The organism is Pseudovibrio japonicus, assembly GCF_014651595.1.
Lineage (GTDB): Bacteria > Pseudomonadota > Alphaproteobacteria > Rhizobiales > Stappiaceae > Pseudovibrio > Pseudovibrio japonicus.
In genome coordinates, this window is record NZ_BMXE01000003.1 from 384,579 (window position 1) to 408,118 (window position 23,540).

Sequence of the window (23,540 nt, forward strand, 5' to 3'; positions counted from 1 at the left end):
TCAAATACTAAGTAGGGTACCTTAGGAGCACGACATGTAAAGTGAGCAATTCTAAGCCCTGAAAGGTACAGTACAGCACCTCGCATTTCCGAATGCTGCGTATCTCTAAGTCTCTGAAAGATTATTGATAATTGGTAATTCGAGAAAGGTGAGCTCGATTTATTCTGGGTGCTGCTGCTGGTGGTGTGCTGCTCGAATATTGACGGTTGGTTTTTTCGAAGTGGCTGCGATAGCTTTGGAGCACTTGGTGGGAGGACTGGATGCTCTTTGCCTTTATTCTTGCTCTGACTGGTACCTTATTCGGTGGCGTTATCGCGATCTTGTCTGTCTATGCGCTGATTAAAGAAAAGCGGTTTGTCGATGATGAAGGGCGGGTTGTTGAACTTGAGCTTCCGTTCTTTGGCAAGCTGAAAACGAACGCCGCACCGATTGCGCTGACGTTTATCGGCGGGGGATTGATTGTCTTTTGCCTGCAGCAGTTCGGCAATGAGCCCAACCTGACCGAGCTGGTTGCCACAGTCAAAATTGAACAGCCGCACTCGGTGAATATGGTTGCACTGGCGATAGTCAGTGATGAATGGGATTCGGTGGAGAGCTGGGGCAATGAAGAGGAGCTTGAGATCAAGCTGAAAGTTCCCAGTAACTGGAATTCTTATAATGGCTATCTGGTTCCATTAGGGGACCCTGATGTTGCTCCGAGATTTTTTAATGCGGGCGAGCAATTCAAACCCACTGTTGTTTTGAGCAAAAACCGCTGAAGAGGAAAGTAAGCGATGATCCGGCATTTTGCCCGTTTGGTGGTGTTTTGTGCATTGGTTGGTGGCGGTGCTCCAGCGTTCTCAATGGGGGAGTGCTCGGTGAGTGATGGCAAGACGGATGGGCCTGCGGTCTCCGTGTGTGGTCAGGCCGTTGATGATCATAATGAGCCCATTGCGAATGCGCCGCTGCTGTTGAAGGACCAAAACAGTGATAAGGCGATTACTGTTTTTACAGATGAGCAGGGGTTTTTCAGAGCGTACAATCTGGATAGCGGCGAATACTCGGTTGAGTTGCCCGAGGCACTTGCGAAAGAGTTTGCTGTCGCGCCCTCCGATGGCGCAGTGTCTGGCGGTGCTCCAGACAGCGGGCAAAACGAGAAAACTATTCAGATTAAAGAAAAGAGCTTTCTTCAAAACATGCTCAGTTTGCAGCCTGATGCGGTTGATGCGGGAAAGATTCAGTTCGAGATTGAGCAGAAAGTTCAACAATGACACTTGCGGGAAGAGTGGGCTAAAAACGTCTTTCACTGTGCGCAGATGGCTGAGAAAAGGAATTGGGGCAGGGGAAGATCAGGGCTCTTGGAGGCCATCTCTCTGATTGGCTTGTTGGGGTATCCCTGGAGAAGAATAAAAATGGAGCGCGGCGGGGGTGTTTGCATTCCCGTGCCGCGCTCCATTTTGTTCTGTTCTAGCGTACCTTTATCCAAGAACTGCCAGGCAGTTTTGGAGTGCGCGCCTTAGTTCTTGGATTTGTCGACCAGCTGGCCAGCGGAGATCCAAGGCATCATTCCACGAAGCTTTGCGCCAACTTCTTCAATTGGGTGCTCGTCGTTCAGGCGGCGGGTTGCTTTGAATTTCGCGCCACCAGCCTTGTATTCCTGAATCCACTCAGAGGTGAAGGTGCCGTTCTGGATTTCTTCCAGTACGCGCTTCATTTCTGCTTTGGTTTCGGAGGTCACGATGCGTGGACCGGTCTTGTACTCACCCCACTCCGCGGTGTTGGAGATGGAGTAGTTCATGTTTGCGATGCCGCCTTCGTAGATCAGGTCTACGATGAGCTTCACTTCATGCAGACACTCGAAGTATGCCATTTCTGGTGCGTAACCAGCTTCGGTCAGGGTCTCGAAGCCTGCGCGGATCAGTTCTACCAGACCACCGCAGAGAACTGCCTGCTCACCGAACAGATCGGTTTCACACTCTTCGCGGAAAGTGGTTTCGATAATGCCGGAGCGACCACCGCCAACGCCGGATGCGTAGGCCAGACCGAGGTCTTTTGCGTTACCGGTTGCGTCCTGGTGAACAGCGATCAGGCAAGGTACGCCGCCGCCCTTCTGGTATTCGCCGCGTACGGTGTGGCCTGGGCCTTTTGGTGCAACCATGAGAACGTCGATGGATGTTTTTGGCTCGATCAGGCCAAAGTGTACGTTCAGGCCGTGCGCGAATGCGATTGCAGCGCCGTCACGGATATTAGCTGCGATTTCGTCTTTCCAGATGTCTGCCTGCAGCTCATCAGGAGTTGCCATCATCATCAGGTCTGCGTCTTTTGCAGCTTCTGCAACAGTCTTACAGGTGAAGCCGTCTGCTTCTGCTTTCAGACGGGTGGTGGAGCCTTCGCGCAGTGCGATGGTGATGTCGGTCAGACCACTGTCTTTCAGGTTCATTGCGTGTGCACGACCCTGAGAACCGTAACCAATGATGGTGACCTTTTTGTTTTTGATCAGGTTCAGGTCTGTATCGCGATCATAATATACGCGCATGGTATTACCTCTTATTTCCTTGGTGCCTTGCTCAAGCACGTTTGGTTTAGCTTATGTCTTGCCTGCTCCTGAAAACCGGTTTCCCAGCCTCAGGGACAGGCTCTAATCTCGCGCTCCGTAGAGCTCTATGAACTGTTTGACCGCTGTTTTTGCGGCCAAATCCAAATCTTTGGGTGATGTCTGGGCTGTGCCGCCCAGAAGCATGCGGATGTGCTGGTCGCGTACGACCAGACCGTAAAGGGTGGAGTAGGCTTCCTGCGGGTCTTCGCAGCGCAGGTAACCGAGTGCGCAACCCTTTTCGAGCAGTGTTGTGGTCTGTCTGCCAATGCGGGCGCGGCCACTCTTTTCGAGGATGGCGCCAAGACCGGTTTCAGATTTACTGGCTTGTCCGATGGCAAGTCTGTTCAAGGCCAGAGAAACATCGCCGGAGATGGTCTCCAACAAGCTCTTGGCGAATTCTTCCAATGCGGCGTGCAGCTGTTCTGCACTCATATCGTTTGCCGGGTCGGCACCCGGAATAACCTTGGAGGCCTGACGGCTTACGATTGCGGCCAGTAAGCCATCGCGATCACCGAACCACTTGTAAAGGCTCTCCTTGGAGCATCCGGCAGCGCGGGCAATGGCGGCTGTTGTCAGCGCCTTTTCGCCACCTTCCACGAGCAGCTCCAACGCCTTGTCCAGAACCGCGCGCTGGCGGTCTGTAAAGCCTGTTTGTTCTTGCTCGGTTGGCATGATGCTTTTTATTCCGACTGTTTGGTTTGTAAAACTTTATGTACCGTACGGTACGGTTCGCTTATGCCGCAGAATCGAGATCGATGCAATAGGAAAGTGAGTGGAAATGCAGAGTCGACGAAAGAAATTTAGCGCGGTTGCAGTGCGCTTGGTTTGATCCATTCCATCGTGTGTCAAAAAATGCGCCGAAGGTCTGTGTTTTGGGCTGGGGAAACGCTTTGTCTGAGGGGATCGATTTGAGTTTCATATGATCTCTTTTTCATCCAGACGGTTCGTAGGCGCCTTTATTTACGGAGCATTCGTGAAGAGATTATGTTCTTTCCTTTGCGGAAGAATTTGTTGTCCTGGCGAGGTTATTCCGCTTTGCCTCATTTAAAATGAGAGCATTGGTTAGATGCCTTCATGTATCGTGAGTTATCGGTCCTATATCCCTTAGTTATATGGAGTATATAAATCATAGTGTATGTATTCGTTGTTGTAGAATCGGTGTTTTCCTTCAAGATGTAGTTGTTTTACATTTGGGAGGTGTAATGTCTTTATTTGAGTATAAAGGAAGTGATGCAGGGCAACTTATGTCAGATGCTTTGCAGGTGATGCTCTATAGCTATCATGGTCTGGATGATGCGCTCGGGAGTGCGTATCAAGCCAATGGTTTTACGCTGGGAACATTGGTGGGAACCCTGTGGGGCACTGAAGATGAGGCGGGGTTGCTGAGCGGGGAGAGCGAGCAAGCTGCGCGTGACAGAGTTGAGGAGCAGGGCTGGACGGTCCTGTCTGCCGAAGATCTTGGCTATGACGGGGCAATCGTTGATCACAACGGAACGTTTCAGGGTGAGACCTTCAAGTTCAAGGATGCGCAGGCGGATGTGCTGGCCAAGTACGATGAGAATGGCAATGTGACACAAGTTGCGTTGGCGTTTCGTGGCACCACTGGCACGCTGGATAACATCGTGACTGACACCATTGGCGATGTGATCGATTATCTTGAGTTTTTCAAGAATGAACCGCAGTACGTGGAAGGGGCTTTTTCCGAGCTGCTGGCTGCGCTTAAGGACTTCATGGTTGGGCAGGGTCTGGATGGCAGCGATCTGCTTGTGACCGGGCATTCGCTTGGTGGCGGTGCTGTTGCCAATATGGCAGAGCGCAGCGATGAGTGGTTGGAAGGGTTCTTTGTGGATGCCAAATACATGGCGTTTGCCAGCCATTACGCACCCGAGGATGGGGCGGCGGTTCTGGACAATGGGGCTGAACTCTTCAGCTTTGATCTGGAAAATGATCCGGTACCTTCAGCGATCTCTTCTGATGGGGTGGACGTAACGGGGAACGATACCGATTACGGTTATGACACAAGCAATATCGTCATCTTCAATGATTGGTATGATACGCCAATATTTTGGGATGGAGGCGGGTTGCTGAACCTGCCCAGCTGGTCCGCCCACCTGCCGTTCGCCTACGCTACTGCGTTTCAGGCCATCAGTTCCTCTGAGTTTTACAGCGAAATGAACAGGGACAGCGTGGTGGTTGTCTCTGGGCTTTCTGACCAGAGGCGGGATCATACCTGGGTTGAGGATATTCAGGTTCCCTTTGACCACACCGGGCACTACCGACAGGATGCTTACATTCTTGGCTCAGCAGAGAACGATCTACTACGCGGGAATTCCGGCGATGATGGGCTGGAAGGGTTTGCCGGTGATGATCATCTGCGCGGTGAAGGTGGGCATGATCGCCTGCTGGGCGGCGCTGGTGATGACATTCTGGAAGGCGGAAGCGGTAACGATATCCTGCGAGACGGTGCTGGGTCTGACGTTCTTGTTGGCGGTAGTGGCTCTGATACCTTCTGCTTTGACGACGATGGGGAGCTGGATGTGATCAATGACTTCGTGGTTGGCGAAGATCTTATTGACCTTTCCGCCGCTGGGGTTAGCTCGTTTGATGAGCTGGACATAAGCGAGAGCCTGTTTGGGGGATGGATCTCCGTTTCCTATGGCAATGATGTGCTGGACGTGGATACCGGTTGGCTGTTCACTTACAGCCTGAGCGCCGAAGACTTTGTCTTCGCGTAAATAGTACTGGCTTTCCTGGCTCTTTGTGGGGCAGGAAAGCCAGTTAAGTGTGACCTTTTGCGTTTTTGCGCAGAAAAAAAGCCTGCCGCATGATGAGGCAGCAGGCTCCTTTGGGAATTTGTCTGGTGCTTACAGTTCTACTGGCTCGCCTAAGGCGTGGCGGAAGCGCCGGACGCTTTCGGTGAAACCATGGACGAGGGCGTCCGCAGTGAAGCCGTGGCCGATGGAAACCTCGGAGATGTAAGGCGCGCGCTCGATCAGGGCTGGCAGGTTTTCAACGGTGAGGTCGTGACCTGCGTTGACCAAAAGGCCAGCAGCTCTTGCGGCTTCTGCAGTTGCGACCACTTTGTCGAGCTCGATCTTTTCTGCTTCCTTATCGGAATGGCAGGCACCATACGGGCCAGTGTAAATCTCGATGCGCTCTGCACCTGCTTCGGCGGCAAGGGCAGGCTGGCTTGGGTCCGGATCTACGAAGAGGGAGGTGCGCACACCCCATGACTTGGCTTTGGCGATCACCTCCTTGAGGAGGTCCATGTTTTTGGAAAAATCCCATCCGTGGTCTGAAGTCTGCTGGGATGGGTCATCGGGCACGAACAGGACTTGCGTCGGGCGGGTTTCTTCCACCAGTTGCAGGAAGCGCTCATCGGGGTAGCCTTCCAGACACAGCTCTTTGCCGTGCAACTCCTCACGCATCATTTTGGCGAGGTCGTAAACGTCAGAGCGGCGGATGTGGCGTTCGTCCGGGCGTGGGTGCACGGTGATGCCTTTGGCCCCGGCGTTGAGGGCAAGCGCTGACAGTTGCGTAACGCTTGGCCACGGTAGATCGCGTCGATTTCTCAAGACGGCTACAGCGTTTACGTTGACGGATAGGCGGCTCGGCGTCTTCATGGGGGAATACTCTTTAATGGATCAGAGCATGTCGTCTTGATGCGTTATGCCCTGACTTTTGGTCTACGCGTAGCCTTATCCGAAAACCGGGTCCTACATTTCGGGGGTACGCTCGAGATTTTGAAAATAAAACGGCGTCCTCACAGAATTGCAAAAGACGCCGCTTAATATCAATAGGCCAGAAATGACTTCTAACGGTTAAATTTCGTCATGCACGTCTTTGAGGCCAAGTTCACCGCGTGCGAGTGCAGCGACACCCGTACGGGAAACCTCCACAAGACCGAGTGGCTTCAGGATTTCGATGAACTGATCGATCTTGTTGGTCCGACCAGTGATCTCAAAAACGAAGTGATCAATGGTGGCATCAATGACGGTTGCCTTGAACGCTTCTGACAGGCGCAGGGCTTCCAGACGCTTGTTGCCTTCGCCGCGCACTTTGATCAGCGCCAGTTCCCGCTCCAGCGGCTTTTCCTGATTGGAGGCCTTGGCGGCAACGGTCAGGTCTCGCACGATGTGAACCGGAACAAGACGGTCAAGCTGATGACGGATCTGTTCGATGATCTGTGGGGTCCCTGTGGTGACGATGGTGATCCGGGACACGTGCTTTTCGTGTTCCGTTTCAGACACGCTGAGACTGTCGATGTTGTAGCCACGGCCAGAAAACAAGCCAATCACACGGGCAAGTACACCCGGTTCGTTGTCGACAATGGCTGATAGAGTATGTGTTTCCAAAACATCGCTGGTTTCAGCTAGGAAATAAGCTGATAGAGCGTCGGATTTATGTGCGTTCATAATGAATCTCCCAGCTTTAGCTATACCAATGACTTGCCGGCGGTGTCGATGGCGTTTGCAACGGCTTCGTCAGTCGCTTCATCCGGCAACAACATTTCGTTGTGGGCTTTGCCTGACGGGATCATCGGGAAGCAGTTTGCCAATTGAGCAACACGGCAATCGAAGAGCACTGGTTCGGGCGAGTCAATCATCTCCTGAATTGCATCATCCAGTTCTCCTGGCTTGGTTACACGGATGCCCTTTCCACCGTAAGCTTCTGCCAGCTTCACGAAGTCAGGCAGGCTGTCGGTGTAGGAGTGGGACAGGCGGTTGCCGTGCAGCAGCTGCTGCCATTGGCGGACCATCCCCATGTAGGAGTTGTTCAGGATGAATGTTTTTGGTGCCAGACCATGCTGAACGGCTGTCGACATTTCCTGAATGTTCATCAGGATCGAGGCATCGCCTGCCACGTTGATGCACAGGGCACCGGGGTGGGCAACCTGAGCGCCGATGGCTGCAGGCAGGCCGTAACCCATGGTGCCGAAGCCGCCTGAAGTCAGCCAGTGATTTGGCGATTCAAATCCAAGGTACTGGGCAGCCCACATCTGGTGCTGTCCAACCTCTGTTGAGATGTACACATCCTTGCGGCCCTTGATCGCTTCGTTCAGGCGCTGCAGGGCGTACTGAGGCATGATGACATCGTCGCTTTGACGGTATGACAGGCAATTGCGGCTGCGCCACTGGCTGATCTGGCCCTGCCATTCCTTCAGCTCTGGGCGCGCGCGGAAGCTGGAGGCGCGCCAGATGCGAACCATGTCTTCCAGAACGTGTGCCACATCGCCAACGATCGGCAGGTCAACATGCACGATCTTGTTGATGGAGGATGGGTCGATGTCCACGTGGATCTTGGTGGAGTGCGGTGAGAATGCATCCAGACGGCCAGTGATACGGTCATCGAAGCGGGCGCCGATACAGATCATGAGATCACAATCGTGCATGGCCATGTTGGCTTCGTAGGTACCGTGCATGCCCAGCATGCCGAGCCACTGATCGCCGGATGCTGGATAAGCACCCAGACCCATCAGTGTGGAGGTGATCGGAAAGCCAGTCAGGTCGATCAGTTCACGCAGCAGCTGACTTGCTGCAGGGCCGGAGTTGACGACGCCTCCGCCGGTATAAAACACTGGGCGCTTGGCTTTGGACATGAGCTCAACGGCTGCGCGGATGGCGGTCATGTCGCCTTTCAGCTGCGGACGATAGCTTTTGTGGTTGCTTGGGTTCGCCTGTGCGATTTCGTAGGTGCCGGTGGCAAACTGGACATCCTTTGGAATATCAACAACAACCGGACCGGGGCGACCGGACTGGGCAACATAGAACGCTTCATGGAGAATGCGTGGCAGATCATTTACGTCTTTCACCAGCCAGTTGTGCTTGGTGCAGGGGCGAGTGATGCCGACGGTATCACATTCCTGAAATGCATCGGAGCCAACCAGATTGGTTGGTACCTGACCGGTGATGCAGACCATGGGAATGGAGTCGAGCATGGCGTCTGTAAGTGCCGTTACCATGTTGGTGGCACCAGGTCCGGAGGTCACCAGAGCAACACCGGCTTTTCCGGTGGAACGCGCATAGCCTTCAGCAGCATGGCCTGCGCCTTGCTCGTGACGGACGAGGATGTGCTGGATCGTGTCCTGCTGGATCAGCTCATCGTAAATGGGAAGGACTGCACCACCAGGGTATCCAAATACATGTTCAACCCCGTTGTCCTTCAGCGCCTGGAGAACCATTTCAGCGCCTGTCATCTCCCGTTGCATCATCAAGTCCTTGTTGCCTGTGCCTGCTTTTTTCGCCTGATTGAAGGTTGTATAATCAATCCGACTGTTTGTTCTGCTGGGTGCTCACTTAAACACCCTTGCGAATTAGCCATAAAAAAAGGAGCCGTTTGGCTCCTTGTGCGCGTCTAACCGTTCCGAGTGAGCCTACTCACTCCGGCGACGCGCTTCCCACCACGATAAGGAGAATTGAAGTTTGCATTTTGGTATTGGGAGCCTTATGGCCCCGCTCTCCCTTAACATAATTCCAACCGTGTAAAAGATTACCGCGCTTCACCATTGAATCGCCGAGGTAACCTCCAAAATTCGGGGAGAGATTAGGCTTAGATAACTCATAGCGTCAAGGGGCTTATTCGTAATGTTGCGCCGCAATGACCTCTTATTTACTTGAGTTATCTGCAAGTGTCGTCCTTCTTTGCAAAAAATACTCATCGCAAGGCTGCACATGCTCTGGTTGCATCGGACTCGAAGCGTGAATGTGTTGCAGCGGAGGGAAACCGCAGGAACATGCGATTTTGCAGTGCAATGACGCCGGTATGATTTTGGTTGCAGTGCACGCGTATTTTTGGATGAGAGGCTCTAATTGTTGGCTGGCCATTGCATTCAACGCGGTTGTAGTTTTGGGTGATTTGAAAGGAGCGCAATCTGATAAAAAGTCCGGTGTTTTTTGCGAATGAACACGTTCTGATTGTGAATGCGCCGTCGAGGCTCGTAGATTTACATAGGTTAGTCTGGGATAAGTTTACTTTTCACAAGACATTTTTGAAAACTTGCGGATAGGGCCTTGCGCTCTTGCAAAAGGCTTTATATACACCCGCCATCGCTTCGGCGGGAAGTTTGGGTGTATAGCTCAGTTGGTAGAGCATCTGACTCTTAATCAGACGGTCCCGGGTTCGAATCCCTGTGCACCCACCAAGCGTCTCGCAATTAGTGAGCCCGTAGCTCAGCTGGTAGAGCAACTGACTTTTAATCAGTAGGTCCACGGTTCGAACCCGTGCGGGCTCACCATTTTCTCCCAGAAAATCGGTGACTGTTTTACAAGGACTTTTCAGTCCTCGTGCCGTTTATGCGCTGCCGTTTGCGGCGCTCTGTGCTTGCTCTCCTTTAGGCACCAACTCTCCAAATTTTCCAGATTATCTGTCTTGTTGTCTCATCTCATCGCGAGGTTCCATGTGAGGTATGTCGTTACCGGTGCATCGGGCGCCGGGAAATCTACATTGCTGCGCCACCTGAAGGGGCTTGGGTTCGAGTGCCGAGAGGAAGTTGGCCGCCAGCTTGTGCGTGAGCAGCGTGCGATTGGTGGCGCGGCGCTTCCGGATAAAGACTGTGCTGCCTTTCGTGACCTGCTTTTTGATCGCTCCATAGACGCTTTTGATCAAGAGCCCGTTAGGGCGGGTGTGCCTGTGTTTTATGATCGGAGTTTTCTTGAAGCTCTGGCGTACAGCGAGATTATTGGGGTGCCTGTTCCTAAACGAATGGTTGTTGCTGCGATGCAGCGGCGGTTTGCGCCCCTTGTGTTTGTGTGCGCGCCGTGGAGAGAGATTTTTGAGTGCGATGCAGAGCGACATCATGACTTCGACTTTGCTTGCCGGGACTATGCTGCCAATGTTTCCGTCTATCGCGCCTATGGATACACGCTGGTCGAGGTGCCGCAAATGTGCGTTGAGGATCGGGTGCAGTTCGTAATCCAGCAGATCGAGAAAGCTGGCGGTTGCTAATTTTGTGGAATCGGTTCGTCACAAAATGCCGGGCGGGCTGTCTATTAAGGGCAGGGTAGATCCTGTCCTATGAGATTAGGCTTATGTGTTTTTCGGGTTGTTTCAGCAGTAAGTATACATCTTATAGGTTGTTAACAGGCGTTCCTCTTGTTTCTGGTTGTGTTGTAAATCTGCAAGGTCGATTACCCGAAGAGCCCTAAGTTGCTGTCGCCTTTCAAATTTTCTAAGTCAGTTCTAGTTTTGTAATTTAAAGTTGTAAGTTATAATTTATACAACCCGTAAAATTGCGTTGGTTTTCCGAAGGCAAGAATATCCGTAGCGTCAACTCAGTCGAAACGGACTATTTCTCCGAAAACGAAGTCAATATCAGTTCACTGTTCCCAGTTTTGTATTCCGGTTCTGTGTTCACTTCGAAAATACATGAGAAATTGTCTGTAATACATTGAGGTGTGGCGGATGTATTACAAGAATACACGAATTGAGCATCTTGATGGGCGTCAGGATTTGGCGCCTGTTTGGGAATACTGGAACGAGCATAGAAAAAAGATATTTGGGCGAGCGTTTCATCTGACGGGTGGTGACATGGATGCGGCTGAGGAGTTGATGTCGGCTACGATCATCAAGGTTGCCTCTCACTTTGAGATGCGACCCCTGAATATGCGGGAGCCAATCGCGTTTTTTATGTACGCGCTCAAGAACGAGTTCATCAGTCAGTACCGGAAGAAGCGATATGAGTATCAGTTTCGTGATGGCGAGAAAGATGTTTATGACGAGCACCTTGCCAACAATGAAGCGGAATCTGCGCCGCAGGAAGTCTTGTTGGCACAAAAAGAAGAGCTTGCGCTTATCAGCAAGACGCTGGAGCGGCTTCCGGTGATCTACCAGCAGATCTTTTACAAGAAATTTGCCGAGGACCGCAGCTACAGCGAGATCTCGGAGGAATTGAACATCTCTCAGGCTCTGGCCCGGAAACGCGTGCAGTTCTTGCGTGAGAAATTGCGAAAAGCGCGCTCCAGGAAGCGTGGGCGGCTCAATTGAACAGATTGTGTGTTCACAGGAATGCCGGGGGTGCGTCTTTCCGAATAGTTAATGATTTACAGACTGTGAGGGCGAAAGAATGGCGGAAGATACTGTAAATGCTCAGGTGACGGATGCCGTTACCCAGACAAATGTGAAGGTGGTGGGTGAGGCGCCTTCGCAGGCAATTGCCAATCTTTATCAAGTGGTTAGCAATGCAACTGGGTTGTCGGTCCAGAACGCGACCCATGCACAGCAATCCATGAACCAGATCTCGACGGCTGTGGTCTCCAAGGGGGTGCAGCTGATTATGGAAATTGGCCCGACCTCTGGAGCGGAGTCTAAACCTTCAGGTGGCTAGTTTGAGGGAATTTGATGGTGATGGAGAGAGGTGAGAGTTCAGCTTCTCAAGAGTATGAGAAAGCGATTGCGCGTCGGCGACGCTTGATCTCTCTGCTCCACGGACCTTTGAGTGAAAAGAGTTTGCGTTCCTCAACTCAGTCCGCTGCTGATGCATCCCGACCCCAGGGGGTACAGCAATCATCTCCAGCGATCAAAATGTCCTCACAGGCGGATAGGGAAACCGTCAACACAGCAAGTGAGAGCAACAGTCAATCCGGAGCGCAGCAAACCATGGTGATGGATAGTGAAAAGGGATCTGCTGGCGGTGCAGGCCGAGAGAATGCCCCGAACTTTGAAGGATCTGCTGGCGGGGCTCGAGGAGCGCCTTCAGCGGGTGCGCAGGAGCAGGCTTCAGGTCCGACTTATCCGTCCCTACCAACATCTGCGCCCTCCACACCAGCTCTGAACGATCAGATTACTCAAGCTGTGGAATTTACGAATTTCCAGAACTATCAGGGATTGGAGACGATGATCTCCATTCCTGACGATGTGATGACCAAGCAGTCCAACGGGCACGCTTCGCAAGACGGAGAGACCTACATGAACGGAGTCATGCAGATCTCTATGGCAGCGCAGGCGATTGTGGCTGCCAAGATTGCGCAGGATCCGGCGTTGGCGGCCACACCGGCGCTGACAGAACTGAACACCATGGTGACAAATGCGATCTCCGCCTTCCAGAAGGTGAGTGAGTGATCCACCAGACGGAGGAGGGACGAGCTTGCGTGCTGAACGACCTCGTTATGGCTTTGAGCATTCTTGTGAGGCCCAACCTGAACCCTGCAAACCGCAGGAGGTGGATCAGCTGCCGACATTGGTTCAGGAAATAACCCGGTTGTGCCAACGGGATTACATTATGCTTGCGACTTTTCTTCGGGCTCTGACGCGATAGGCAGAACCCTGACAGCTGTAAAAGGTGAGAAATGGAACGGGACGTTACATACATTCGTGAGGAACTGGAGGAAGTGATCCTCAATCAGTTGCGCCGGTGGGAAGGGGTTATTGAACAAGAGGAGACCCTGACGCTGTCGCGGTCCGGCGTGGAGGGATTGCCGGGCATGTTGTGCCACTTGAGCCTGGCGCGGGATGCACTGGTGAAGGCAGAAGGCCTGCTTGGCCAAGAGGAGAACGTTACTGCAGCTGACGTGGTGCTCGGCTTTCGCGATGACCGGATACAGGAAGAGGTTGATCGCTATGACGACCGCGAGGAAGAGCAGCTCCTGCAGGATGGCGTGGAAGAGGAGCTTCTTGCCCGGTTTACCTCAACCGGTGAGATCGAGTTTGAGGAGCGCGGGGAAGAGCGCAGTGCGGAACGGAACCCGGATTACAATTGGTGAGACTGGACGTGAGGAGTGAGCGATGAGTACAGCCGCGAACGGAACGCAGGGTACAGCAGCTGATGGTCCGCAGAAGGTCACGACGACACCGGGGCCGGAACTCAACTCTGCGCTGGATGATGCTGTGTTGCAGCTCACCAAGGTGAAGGAGAATGTGGATCAAGCGGCCAGTGAATTTGCGCAGTTGAGGCAAGGCATTCCCAATTACAATGAGGTGGTTGCGGGGATACGGCAGCAGCAGGCGCAGATCAACCGGGCGTGTGAGGATGCAACAACATCAGCGCAGACCATCGTTACTGAGGTTGAGCAGGCCGCGGCCAAGCTTTGCACTTCGATTGATGAAGAGATCGATACGATCAGACGGGTGATTGGAACAGGTGAGGATCAGGCCGAGGCGCCTTCGCCGCAGGTTCCTCCGGTCCAGCCGCCGCCGAATCTGGCACCGGGACAGGGAGCGCCGCAAGCGGGACCCCAACCGGTTGCGGGCATGGCGCAGTATCCTTTGTCAGGTCAGCCGGTTCAGGGCGGTGCGGCCAATCAGGAGGTGATGGCGGTGCAGGTTGCGGAGGCGCTGCGGGATTACCTGAGAAAGGAGATCAACTCGGAGATTTCCAAGCAGTTTGGTCCGATCAACGAGAAGCTCTCGGAGATCCTGATTGGCTATCTGAAGGACAGATCACGAGACCGGTAAGTGAGTTCTGAATCAATCCTTACGAAGGGCGCGGGCTCTTAGGAAAAAGTTCACAAATCGAAAGGGACGGCGTCAATAGTCTGTAAGTGGCAATAATAACAAGCATATTGGAGAAAAAATGCCAAAGACTATTGAGGAACAATGCAGCGCAGTTGCGCCTTCCAATGGTGCGGCTGTTGAGGCTGATGTGATTGCGCTTCTTGGTGTGGCGCCCGGGTTTGCGCTGGCGCTGACTTATTTGACCGCGGCGCAGTCGACGGGGGTGCTGTTCGAGAACGCTGTCGCGAATGCGCAGCGCCAGAACATCATCGCTCAATCGGCGCTGAACGAAGGAATCTTGCATACTTATTCCGTTGGTTCCATGGCTGCTGCAAACAGCATTGCGCATATGGATCCCAAAGAGGTCGAGCCGGTAGATGAGAGTTTGCTCGACACATTGCGTCGATATTTTTCGCGCTAAGTTGCGTGGTTTGGCCGGTCTGCAACGGCCAATGAGTTTTCAGAATACTTGCGAGTTTGCCTCTGGTCAGTGCGCACCCTGCGCCTGATCAGGGGTAGAGCAGGGCTGCGTTTTTACCGACTTGCTTTTTTGAATTCGGTTGTTCAGGTGGGAGTGACTATATGGCGGATATTCCAGGGATTGGCCCCGTAATACGTGAGGACAGCACGGTGACAGATGCTGTGACGCAAACCAATGTGATGGTGCTCGGGGACGCATCGGCAATTGCAATGGGGAACCTTTATGCGTCCCTTGCTCATTCGACGGGCATTTTGTTTCAGAATTCAGTTTCGTCCGCTGCCCAGTTTTCTACTCTTGCCCAGGCAACGACCAATCAGGGCGTTATGCAAATCTATTCCACCAATACCATGGCAGGAGCTTCGGCCACAGAGAAGCTGGCTCAGGATGGGACGCCTGATCAGCTGAACACGCTGCTGACTACTTTGCGTAGTCTCAATCAATAACCGGAACTTTCGAGCTTCGCTTTCTGGTGCAAGCGCCAGAGCGATGTGAATGGTTCTGATGCATCCTTAATTTTGTAGTAGCGCGTACTCCTTTGGAGCCAGTTCAAGGAAATGCAGAACCGGATTTTGACCAGAACTGTATGAAAGAGGACTATTAGAATGCCAACTACTGTTAGCCCAATGATCACTGACGCTGTTACCCAGTCCAACGTAAAGGTCGTTGGTGAAGCCCCTGCGATGGCAATGGGCAGTGTCTATCAGACTATGGCTCACTCCACTGGAATTCTCTTCGAGAATTATGTCTCTGCGGCGCAGCAGCAGAACATTCTTTCTCAGGCAGCAGCAAACCAGGGAGTTATGCAAATCTACTCCATGGATACGATGGCTGGTGCTGGCGCTACCGAAAAAGTTGCTCAGAGCGGTACTCCAGACCAGTTGAACACGCTGTTGACGATTCTGCGTGTTTTCAATCCAACCTAATAGGACTTGGCGCCGCCTGTTGGCGGCGTTGGCTCAAACTGCAGTCAATGGTGTCCGGATGGTTGCCTGTTGGGCGTGCCCTTGGTGGTCCTCTGCGAAGCCACCGGATGCCAGCTCTCTCATGTAAAGCAGTTCGTCTTCGGGTTGAGTTTGCCGAGCTGCTTTAGTCCTTGTTTTCTAGCGTATCAGTCTCCGAAAGCCGGTTTCCACCAATCGGAGATACGCTTCATCTTGAAGGATGATGACTATGCCAGATACGGTAAGTCCAATGATCACAGATGCCGTGACCCAGTCGAATGTGAAGGTGGTTGCTGAAGCTCCCGCTATGGCGATGGGGTCGCTGTATCAGACTATGGCGCACTCCACCGGTATTCTGTTTGAGAATAACGTGGCGGCCTCACAACAGCAGAATACGCTTGCGCAGGCTGCTGCCAACCAGGGGGTCATGCAGATCTACTCCATGGATACAATGGCAGCAGCTGGTGCTACAGAGAAGATTGCTCAGACTGGTACAACAGATCAGCTCCAGACCCTGCTTACCATCTTGGAAGCATTCCGTCCGGGCCGATAAATGACTTTTTGATACCTCTCGTGTGCATTAGATTTCAACCTTCCCTGCACCAGCAGGGGAGGTTTGTCGTTTTGGCATGGCGTCTTTTGCTGACAGAGACGGTCTAAATGGGTATAGGTGTCTCCACTAATAATGCCCAAAGGCTGAAAATGACATCTACACTGACCCCCATTTTGGTCTGTGCGCTCTATAAATTTGTTGAGTTCGCGGACTTTGAAGATATGCGCGAACCGCTGCTTGCCTACTGTAAAGACCGTGGCATTCGTGGCAGTCTTCTTATTGCTCGTGAGGGCATTAACGGAACGATTGCCGGTGAAGAGCCACAGATGCGGGAGGTGATTGCGTATCTGCGCAAAGATCCGCGTTTTAGCGACATCACTGTTAAGGAAAGTTGGGCGAAGAAGGTTCCGTTCAAGCGCATGAAGGTGCGATTGAAGCAAGCGATCGTGAATATGGGCGTGAACCATATTGATCCTAATGACCTTGTTGGCACCTATGTGAAGCCTGAAGACTGGAACGCCCTGATCTCCGACCCGGATACGGTTGTGGTTGATACGCGCAATGACTACGAGTTTGCGCTGGGTACGTTTGAAGGGGCTGTCGATCCTGATACGGAGACCTTCAATGAGTTTCCTGAGTGGGTCAAACGCAACGACAATTCTTTGCGCGCCAAGAAGAAGGTTGCCATGTTCTGCACTGGCGGTATCCGCTGTGAGCGGGCAACTGGGTTGATGCTGGAGCAGGGCTTTGATGAGGTGTACCACCTAGAGGGCGGTATTCTGAATTATCTTGAGAAGGTGCCCGAGGACAAGAGCCTCTGGAAAGGCGAGTGTTTTGTGTTTGACGATCGTGTGTCCGTTGATCACAAACTTGAGGCTGGCTGGGGTAAGAACCTGCCAGAGAAGACCAAGAAGGTCCTCGCCCCCTATCAGATTGACGATAAGTCTTCTGAGGCCAGTGAAGGCTGAGGCGGAATTGATTGAGGGGCGGTTTGACCGCCCCTTTCTTGTATCGCGTAGTTTTAGCTTAAGAGCTAAATCAGCCAAAGCGGCAGGCTGGCAGGCCTTTTTGTTCAACGTCCATTGCAAAGAGGCTGCCTGATTTTGGAAACTCTTTGAGAAGTTCCTCATCTCCATTAGGGCGCAGACTGGCCACAACCAGCGTGCTCAGGTCCGGACCTGCAAAGCACGGGATGGTCGGGCGCGGAACGGGCAGGGCGATGGAGTGCAGGAGCTCGCCGTCTGGTGCAAAGCAGTTGACGTTGCCTGCGGAGACGCCTGCGGACCAGTAGTTGCCAGCAGCATCTACTGTCGCGCCGTCTGGTCTGCCCACTGTATTGTCCAGCTGCAGGAACTTGCGCTTGTTGGTGGCTGTGCCAGCATCTCGGTCGAAGTCGTAGGTGAAGACTTCGCCAGAACCCGTATCGGAGTGGTACATGGTCTTGGTGTCCGGGGACCATGCCAGACCGTTGGAAGTTCTGAGGTCCTGCGCGATATGTGTTACGCCGCCCTGTGGTGAGACGCGATAGAGGCTGGCGATTGGTGTTCTTGGGCTGATGTCGTCCATGGTGCCGACCCAGAAGGCTCCGTCAGGGCCGACCTTGCCATCATTGAGCCGGGTGCGTGGGTTGTCCTGCTCGATCTGCGCGAGGGTATCGTACATCTTGGTCGTTGTGTCGAACAGGATGATCTCATCCTTCATGGCGACGATCAGGCGGCCATCTTTACAAAGGCCAAAGGAGCCGACCACCTTCGGGAAGTCCCATGTGGCGACTTCTTTTGTGTCCCAGTTCATTGCGTGGATCTGTTTTTTCAGAATATCGCAGAAGAACAGGTGTTTTGTCAGATCATCCCAGAGGAGGCCTTCGGCCAGTTCATACCGGCCGTCCAGTAAACAAGTGATAGTGGGTGTCAACGTCATGCTCCAGACTTATGCAGCTTGGGAAACTGCAAGCACTTTGCTCTGGGCCTGTTCCTGTTGGAGGGGCGGATCCCTCTTTGTCGGAGTAGGCCTTGGTTAAGGGTTGTTATAGAGAGAATTGGCAAAAGCGTCTATTATTGTTGTAAGATACACGTACGGTTTGCCTCGATTGATCAGCTCTCCGAAATTGGCAGGGCGCTGCCTTGTTTGGTGGAGCGGATTGCGAAGGAAGAGCGCATGCGAACAACACCGGGCAATCTGGTGAGGTGGTCTCGGTGGATGCGCTCAAAATCTACCGGATCGTTTGCCATGACACGCAGTATATAATCTGCATCGCCACCCATGAGGTGGCACTCAATAATCTCGGTGGAACGGTCAACGGCTTTCTCAAAAGTGGCCAGCGCTTCTTCGGATTGTGAGCCAAGTGATATTTCGACAAAGACATTCATACGCTTGCCCAGCTTCTTTGGATTGAGCAGGGCGACATATTTCTGGATTACGCCTTCGGACTCCAATGTGCGGACGCGGCGCAGGCAGGCAGAGGCGGACAGGCCGACCAGTTCTGCAAGGTCAGCGTTGGAGATCCGGCCATCGTCCTGCAGGGCACGGAGGATCTTTTTATCAAGCTTGTCGAGTTTCATGGCTTTGCCGTTTTCGCAGATTATTGTGCCAAAGTGATGTTTCTTCGCAGAAGCTTGCTAAAATATAGCGTTAGGAGCGCAGATCGCAAGCATCTGCAATTGATATTTCAATAAGTTATGTTCAGAGAAAAACCCGAAGCTGATTGGGAGAATAAACATGCTTGTAGGTGTTCCGAAGGAAATTAAGAACCACGAATACCGCGTTGGGTTGACGCCTGATAGCGTGCATGAGGTTGTTGCTCATGGGCATGAAGTGGTTGTTGAAACCAATGCGGGCGTTGGTATTGGTGCAAGCGATGCTGACTACGTGGCTGCTGGTGCTGCGATTCTACCGACTGCTGCTGATGTTTTTGCAAAAGCAGAAATGATCGTGAAGGTGAAAGAGCCTCAGGCTGTTGAGCGTAAGATGCTCCGTCCTGACCACCTGCTGTTCACCTACCTGCACCTGGCTCCGGACCCAGAGCAGACTGCTGATCTTGTTGCTTCCGGCGCGGTTTGCATTGCTTATGAAACTGTAACTGATCGTAAGGGCCGTCTGCCATTGCTGGCGCCTATGTCTCAGGTTGCTGGTCGTCTTTCCATTCAGGCTGGTGCTACTGCCTTGCAGAAAGCAAATGGCGGTGCTGGCGTGCTTCTGGGTGGTGTACCGGGTGTAGCGCCTGCGAAAGCTGTTGTGATCGGCGGCGGCGTTGTTGGTGCACACGCTATTGAGATGGCGATTGGTCTGGGTGCTGATGTGACTGTTTTGGACAGAAACGTTGAAGTTCTCGATGCGCTTTCCGCACGCTTCGGTTCGCGCCTGAAGACTGTCTTCTCCAGCCGTGCTGCGCTTGAGAAAGAAGTGCTGGCTGCTGATCTGGTTGTTGGTGCTGTGCTGGTGGCTGGTGCTGCTGCGCCGAAGCTGGTGACCAAAGAACACATCAAGGCAATGAAGCCGGGTTCTGTTGTTGTTGACGTTGCTATCGACCAGGGCGGTTGTTTTGAAACTTCCCACGCAACGACCCACCAGGATCCAACATACATTGTTGATGATGTGGTTCACTACTGCGTGGCGAACATGCCGGGCGCGGTTGCGCGCACCTCTACCTACGCGCTGAACAACGCTACATTGCCTTACGTTCTGGCGTTGGCGGACAAAGGTTATGCGGCTGCGCTGCGTGAGACCCCAGGCTTCCTGCCGGGTCTGAACGTATACAAAGGTCAGGTGACTGTGGCAGAAGTGGCTGAGAATCTGGGTTATGCTTATGTTGCTCCAGAGCTGGCCTTGGCTCAGGAAACTGAAGCTGCCTGAAAGTCAAACTGGACGTAACGGATTTTGGAACGGGAGCCTTTGGGCTCCCGTTTTCGTTGCAAGAGGGGGTGCATGCCCAGTTGTCTGTTTGCCGCCACGTTAATCAGTTCGCAGGAACGCTTAGGATAGACTGGTAAAAATTTACTAGTATCTGTTGGATTGGGCGGCGTCATGTCTCGTGAATTGGAATTGGTTCTTCAGAATGATTTGATTGTTGATTGGAAAGAGCACTACAAAGAGGTGTTTGGCAAGCACACGCTGCTTTTGAAAAACCGCCTACCTGAACTACCGGTTTTCGAACCTGATAATCTGGCCCGCCTGATCGAGGCGACACCTTCTGAGCATTACGACTTTGTGCGGCCCGGTGCCATTGGCAGTAAGAAGTCTCAGTGGCAACAGGGCAGTCTTGCCGGTGCGCGGGGCGAGGATGTGCTTCAGGCAGTGGAGGAGGGGCGGTTCTGGCTTTCCTTGCGGGCCTTGCAGGATTGGGATGAGGGCTTTGCGCAGGTTACAGCGAAAATCTTCGAGGAGCTTGAGGGCAAGGTTCCGGGCTTTACCAGTTTCAAGCACAAGACCGGGATGCTGATTTCTTCCCCTGGTGCTCAGGTGTACTATCATGCAGATGTTCCGGGGCAGTCCTTGTGGCAGGTGAAGGGTCACAAGGATGTTTACATCTATGAGAACACAGAACCGTTCCTCTCTGATGCGCAGCTGGAAGGAATCTTCCTTGGCACGACTGAGGAGGAAATACGGTTTGAGCCTTGGTATGATGAGTTCGCCACGAAAGTGACGCTAAGCCCCGGTGAGATGGCCCACTGGCCTTTAAATAATCCGCACCGGGTCGAGAACCACGACGAGGTGAATATATCGGTGACGACCGAGCACTTTACCCCTGAGGTGCGGAACTTTTATGCAATCATCTATGCCAATGGATTGCTGCGTGCGGCAGGGATTTCAGGCAACCGGCACAGCTACGGGGCAAGGAAATACGCTAAGATGGCTTTGGCCGCAGCCCATAAGATGCTTTACAAGAGGATCATGGGCTCGGATACAACAGCGAAGAGCATACGCAGCTTCAAGCTGGATATAGCTGCTCCGGATTTTATGGCAGACCTGTAGGTCTGCCTGCGCTGGTCAATTATACGGGGCTGCGGTCAGCAACGGTAGTAATATGCACGCCCATAGTTGTCGTAGCCCACACAGCGACGCGGCGTGGTGGCTGCACCAAGTAACCCGCCAGCCAGTGCGCCGATCCCAGCACCAGCAAAGGCAGTGCCAACATCGCCTGAAGCTGCACCAATAGCAGCGCCTGTTGCTGCACCAAGACCACCCCCAACAAGGGCACGGTCTCTTCGGTTGTACTCGCTGCAGGCACCAAGTGTGAGCAGGGCGACAGTAATTATGATTGCTTTTTTCACGGTCATACCCATGGTCTGTTTGTTTGAAACCTAGGGTAGGCGTCGATCAGTTGCAGATGAGTGAATTTGCTATGTGAGATGGCAAGGTGGTTAAACCGGAGCTGTTTACCTCCTGAAACTTGTAGGTAGATCCCAACAAAAAAGGCCCTGCAGGTGCAGGGCCTTTGGAATGGCGGAACCAACTCTTTCTGAGTGGCTTATGGGCATGCCACGGCGTACGGGCGGCCGTATTGGTCGTAGGCAGTACAGTTCTTCGGCGTGGTGACGTTACCGACAACACCGCCAGCAACACCGCCGATGGCTGCGCCTGCAAGCGCGTCGCCTACGCCACCACCTGAAGCTGCACCGATCGCTGCGCCGGTTGCAGCGCCAAGGCCGCCGCCAACCAGAGTACGGTCGGTCTGTGAGGAGGAATTACAGCCAGCTAATGCCAGTAGACCTACTGTTACGCCCATTAGAGCAAGTTTCTTCATTTTCCAGTCTCCTTTTGCTGCCAATCCCAATTTGACCGGACCCCAAGACCTCTTGGCAGCTCGTGTTTGCTGAGGATGAGCTAGCAAAGGAAGATGGTTAAAGTTTGTTAGAATTTAGAGGCTTCTTGCCTTCTTTATATATTTCAACAAACCTTGGGTCGAACTGTCTTTGTGCGTTGCGGACTGGCTACCTTCAACCATTGGCAGAAGTTGCGTTGCAAGTTCTTTTCCGAGTTCAACTCCCCATTGATCGTAGGAGTTGATGTTCCAGATCGCTCCTTCAACGAAGACGCGATGCTCATAAGACGCTATCAACCTACCCAGCGTGAATGGGTTTAGTTGATCATAGATGAGGCTGGTTGAAGGCCTGTTACCCGGGAATACCTTTTGTGGAGCTAATTTAGAAATCTCTTCTTCAGACTTTCCTTCTGCACGGAACTTGGCTTCAACCTCTTCCAGCGAGCGGCCACGGAGCAGGGCTTCACTCTGGGCAAGACAGTTTGCCAAGAGGAGATTGTGGTGAGTTTGCAGGTCTTGCTCATGGCTGTTGGCAGCAACCAGGAACTCGCAAGGAATGATGCTCGTACCTTGGTGGATGAGCTGGTAGAAAGCGTGTTGGCCGTTGGTGCCGGGTTCGCCCCAGACGATCGGGCCAGTCTGGGTTTCTACGGCAACGCCATCCTTGGTGACGCTTTTGCCGTTGGATTCCATATCCAGCTGCTGCAGGTAGGCAGGGAAGCGGGAAAGACGCTGATCATATGGCAGAACGGCGCGGGTGTCGTAGCCAAGCACGTTGCGGTGCCATACGCCGATCAGCCCCATGAGGAACGGAATGTTGTCCTCGATAGGGGCGGTGCGGAAGTGGTTGTCCATGGCGTGCGCACCGCCAAGGAAGTCAGAGAAGGCATCCGGGCCGATGGCGATCATCAAAGGCAGGCCGATGGCGGACCAGATGGAGTAGCGACCGCCAACCCAGTCCCAAAAGCCGAAGACGCGCTCCTGAGAGATGCCGAAGGCGGCAACTTTGTCCAGCGCAGTGGAAACGGCAGCAAAATGAGCGCCGACAGCTTCTTCACCGCAATGCTTGGCAATCCAACGTCGGGCAGTGGCTGCGTTGGTCATGGTCTCGATTGTGGTGAAGGTCTTACTTGCAATGATGAAGAGCGTTGTTTCAGGCTTCAACCCTGCCAGCGTATCGGCAATGTGGGCGCCATCCACGTTGGAAACATAATGCAGTTTTGGGCCGTCATGATAGGGTGCCAGCGCCAGAGTGGTCATGACCGGGCCAAGGTCAGATCCGCCAATGCCGATGTTGACCACGTCTGTAATTTGCTCGCCGGAATGACCTGTGATTTCGCCGGAGCGGATGCCTTCGGCAAACTCGCCCATGTTGACGAGGACTTCGTTGATGTCCTGCATGACGTCTTTGCCGTCCACCAGCACCGGATTTTCGGACTGGTTGCGCAGAGCGGTATGCAGAACAGCGCGATCTTCCGTGGTGTTGATGTACTCACCTGCAAACATTGCATCGCGTTTTGCTTCCACGTTGGCAGCGCGGGCAAGTTCGAGCAGGAGATCAAGGGTTTCTTCTGTCAGTTTGTTCTTGGAGAAATCGTAGAGCAGGTCGTCAGCAGAGCGGGAGAACTTGTCGAAGCGTGTGGGATCTGCAGCAAAAAGGTCCGTAATCTTGGTGGAATGAATGGCCTTGGCGTGTTCATCAAGGCGTTGGAAGATTTCTTTTACATCAGCTTTCGACATCTGGATCTCCGTTTATTCTTTTATACGTTTCTGGCTGGCTGCGAACACCGCGCCTTGCCAGC

26 protein-coding genes and 2 tRNA genes are annotated in these 23,540 nt (G+C 53.1%); 18 read left to right on the forward strand and 10 right to left on the reverse strand.

Annotated features, from left to right (window positions below):
• Positions 1–260 precede the first annotated feature (260 nt).
• Both IE076_RS10255 and IE076_RS10260 read left to right on the forward strand, forming a co-directional pair.
• Positions 261–758 carry a hypothetical protein gene (locus IE076_RS10255; protein WP_189436678.1) on the forward strand — a complete coding sequence of 166 codons (498 nt, stop codon included), beginning with the start codon at positions 261–263 and terminating at the stop codon, positions 756–758.
• Positions 759–773: 15 nt separating this feature from the next.
• Positions 774–1,250 carry a carboxypeptidase-like regulatory domain-containing protein gene (locus IE076_RS10260; RefSeq protein WP_189436679.1) on the forward strand — a complete coding sequence of 159 codons (477 nt, stop codon included), beginning with the start codon at positions 774–776 and terminating at the stop codon, positions 1,248–1,250.
• A 245-nt stretch (positions 1,251–1,495) separates the two neighbouring features.
• On the opposite strand, the gene ilvC is transcribed toward IE076_RS10260, so the two are convergent.
• The gene (ilvC, locus tag IE076_RS10265; RefSeq protein ID WP_189436680.1) at positions 1,496–2,515 is read right to left on the reverse strand and encodes a ketol-acid reductoisomerase; all 1,020 of its coding nucleotides are present in this window, start codon (positions 2,513–2,515) and stop codon (positions 1,496–1,498) included.
• A 102-nt stretch (positions 2,516–2,617) separates the two neighbouring features.
• Entirely contained in the window at positions 2,618–3,247 is a 630-nt protein-coding gene (locus tag IE076_RS10270; RefSeq protein ID WP_189436681.1) for a TetR/AcrR family transcriptional regulator, read from the reverse strand.
• Positions 3,248–3,777: 530 nt separating this feature from the next.
• On the opposite strand from IE076_RS10270, the gene IE076_RS10275 reads away from it, so the two are divergent.
• Complete coding sequence (locus tag IE076_RS10275) at positions 3,778–5,310, forward strand: hypothetical protein (protein ID WP_209009018.1); 1,533 nt, start codon at positions 3,778–3,780, stop codon at positions 5,308–5,310.
• Positions 5,311–5,439: 129 nt separating this feature from the next.
• Here the strand turns inward: IE076_RS10275 and IE076_RS10280 are convergent, their stop codons facing one another.
• The 3 genes from IE076_RS10280 to IE076_RS10290 form a co-directional block, all read right to left on the reverse strand.
• The gene (locus IE076_RS10280; protein WP_189436683.1) at positions 5,440–6,198 is read right to left on the reverse strand and encodes a pyridoxine 5'-phosphate synthase; all 759 of its coding nucleotides are present in this window, start codon (positions 6,196–6,198) and stop codon (positions 5,440–5,442) included.
• Positions 6,199–6,396: 198 nt separating this feature from the next.
• Positions 6,397–6,990, reverse strand: coding sequence for an acetolactate synthase small subunit (ilvN, locus tag IE076_RS10285; RefSeq protein WP_189436684.1), 594 nt, complete (start codon positions 6,988–6,990; stop codon positions 6,397–6,399).
• A 20-nt stretch (positions 6,991–7,010) separates the two neighbouring features.
• Positions 7,011–8,783 (reverse strand): acetolactate synthase 3 large subunit, encoded by a 1,773-nt coding sequence (locus IE076_RS10290; RefSeq protein WP_189436685.1) that lies wholly within the window; start codon positions 8,781–8,783, stop codon positions 7,011–7,013.
• A gap of 857 nt (positions 8,784–9,640) precedes the next feature.
• Here IE076_RS10290 and IE076_RS10295 point away from each other — a divergent pair.
• From IE076_RS10295 to trhO, 13 genes are all read left to right on the forward strand, one after another.
• Positions 9,641–9,716: transfer RNA gene (locus IE076_RS10295), tRNA-Lys, on the forward strand.
• A 17-nt stretch (positions 9,717–9,733) separates the two neighbouring features.
• Positions 9,734–9,809 (forward strand) — tRNA-Lys (locus IE076_RS10300).
• Positions 9,810–9,973: 164 nt separating this feature from the next.
• Positions 9,974–10,519 carry an AAA family ATPase gene (locus tag IE076_RS10305; protein WP_189436686.1) on the forward strand — a complete coding sequence of 182 codons (546 nt, stop codon included), beginning with the start codon at positions 9,974–9,976 and terminating at the stop codon, positions 10,517–10,519.
• A gap of 456 nt (positions 10,520–10,975) precedes the next feature.
• Complete coding sequence (locus IE076_RS10310; RefSeq protein ID WP_189436687.1) at positions 10,976–11,557, forward strand: RNA polymerase sigma factor; 582 nt, start codon at positions 10,976–10,978, stop codon at positions 11,555–11,557.
• Positions 11,558–11,636: 79 nt separating this feature from the next.
• A complete protein-coding gene (locus IE076_RS10315) occupies positions 11,637–11,897 on the forward strand; it encodes a RebB family R body protein (RefSeq protein WP_054663306.1) in 261 nt (86 codons plus the stop codon).
• 14 nt (positions 11,898–11,911) lie between these two features.
• Positions 11,912–12,631 carry a hypothetical protein gene (locus tag IE076_RS10320; RefSeq protein WP_189436688.1) on the forward strand — a complete coding sequence of 240 codons (720 nt, stop codon included), beginning with the start codon at positions 11,912–11,914 and terminating at the stop codon, positions 12,629–12,631.
• A gap of 227 nt (positions 12,632–12,858) precedes the next feature.
• Positions 12,859–13,272 (forward strand): hypothetical protein, encoded by a 414-nt coding sequence (locus tag IE076_RS10325; protein ID WP_189436689.1) that lies wholly within the window; start codon positions 12,859–12,861, stop codon positions 13,270–13,272.
• 22 nt (positions 13,273–13,294) lie between these two features.
• The gene (locus tag IE076_RS10330; protein WP_189436690.1) at positions 13,295–13,963 is read left to right on the forward strand and encodes a hypothetical protein; all 669 of its coding nucleotides are present in this window, start codon (positions 13,295–13,297) and stop codon (positions 13,961–13,963) included.
• A 118-nt stretch (positions 13,964–14,081) separates the two neighbouring features.
• Positions 14,082–14,423 (forward strand): RebB family R body protein, encoded by a 342-nt coding sequence (locus IE076_RS10335; protein ID WP_189436691.1) that lies wholly within the window; start codon positions 14,082–14,084, stop codon positions 14,421–14,423.
• A 161-nt stretch (positions 14,424–14,584) separates the two neighbouring features.
• Positions 14,585–14,926, forward strand: a complete 342-nt coding sequence (locus tag IE076_RS10340) for a RebB family R body protein (protein WP_189436692.1) — start codon at positions 14,585–14,587, stop codon at positions 14,924–14,926.
• A gap of 159 nt (positions 14,927–15,085) precedes the next feature.
• A complete protein-coding gene (locus IE076_RS10345) occupies positions 15,086–15,406 on the forward strand; it encodes a RebB family R body protein (protein WP_008547907.1) in 321 nt (106 codons plus the stop codon).
• A 241-nt stretch (positions 15,407–15,647) separates the two neighbouring features.
• Positions 15,648–15,977: a RebB family R body protein gene (locus IE076_RS10350; protein ID WP_189436693.1), complete on the forward strand. Its 330-nt coding sequence runs from the start codon at positions 15,648–15,650 to the stop codon at positions 15,975–15,977.
• Positions 15,978–16,126: 149 nt separating this feature from the next.
• Positions 16,127–16,945 carry an oxygen-dependent tRNA uridine(34) hydroxylase TrhO gene (gene trhO, locus IE076_RS10355; RefSeq protein WP_189436694.1) on the forward strand — a complete coding sequence of 273 codons (819 nt, stop codon included), beginning with the start codon at positions 16,127–16,129 and terminating at the stop codon, positions 16,943–16,945.
• Positions 16,946–17,015: 70 nt separating this feature from the next.
• Here trhO and IE076_RS10360 read toward each other — a convergent pair whose 3' ends face one another.
• Together IE076_RS10360 and IE076_RS10365 are read right to left on the reverse strand one after the other, a co-directional pair.
• Positions 17,016–17,897 carry an SMP-30/gluconolactonase/LRE family protein gene (locus IE076_RS10360; protein ID WP_189436695.1) on the reverse strand — a complete coding sequence of 294 codons (882 nt, stop codon included), beginning with the start codon at positions 17,895–17,897 and terminating at the stop codon, positions 17,016–17,018.
• Positions 17,898–18,070: 173 nt separating this feature from the next.
• Complete coding sequence (locus IE076_RS10365; RefSeq protein WP_189436696.1) at positions 18,071–18,538, reverse strand: Lrp/AsnC family transcriptional regulator; 468 nt, start codon at positions 18,536–18,538, stop codon at positions 18,071–18,073.
• Between the two features lie 157 nt (positions 18,539–18,695).
• Here IE076_RS10365 and ald point away from each other — a divergent pair, with 157 nt between their 5' ends.
• Positions 18,696–19,829 (forward strand): alanine dehydrogenase, encoded by a 1,134-nt coding sequence (gene ald, locus IE076_RS10370; RefSeq protein ID WP_189436697.1) that lies wholly within the window; start codon positions 18,696–18,698, stop codon positions 19,827–19,829.
• Between the two features lie 171 nt (positions 19,830–20,000).
• Entirely contained in the window at positions 20,001–20,948 is a 948-nt protein-coding gene (locus IE076_RS10375) for a transcriptional regulator (protein ID WP_189436698.1), read from the forward strand.
• Positions 20,949–20,983: 35 nt separating this feature from the next.
• On the opposite strand, the gene IE076_RS10380 is transcribed toward IE076_RS10375, so the two are convergent.
• From IE076_RS10380 to pgi, 3 genes are all read right to left on the reverse strand, one after another.
• Positions 20,984–21,247, reverse strand: a complete 264-nt coding sequence (locus tag IE076_RS10380) for a YMGG-like glycine zipper-containing protein (RefSeq protein ID WP_189436921.1) — start codon at positions 21,245–21,247, stop codon at positions 20,984–20,986.
• 197 nt (positions 21,248–21,444) lie between these two features.
• The gene (locus IE076_RS10385) at positions 21,445–21,720 is read right to left on the reverse strand and encodes a YMGG-like glycine zipper-containing protein (protein WP_189436699.1); all 276 of its coding nucleotides are present in this window, start codon (positions 21,718–21,720) and stop codon (positions 21,445–21,447) included.
• A 114-nt stretch (positions 21,721–21,834) separates the two neighbouring features.
• Positions 21,835–23,478, reverse strand: a complete 1,644-nt coding sequence (pgi, locus tag IE076_RS10390; RefSeq protein ID WP_189436700.1) for a glucose-6-phosphate isomerase — start codon at positions 23,476–23,478, stop codon at positions 21,835–21,837.
• Positions 23,479–23,540: the final 62 nt, after the last annotated feature.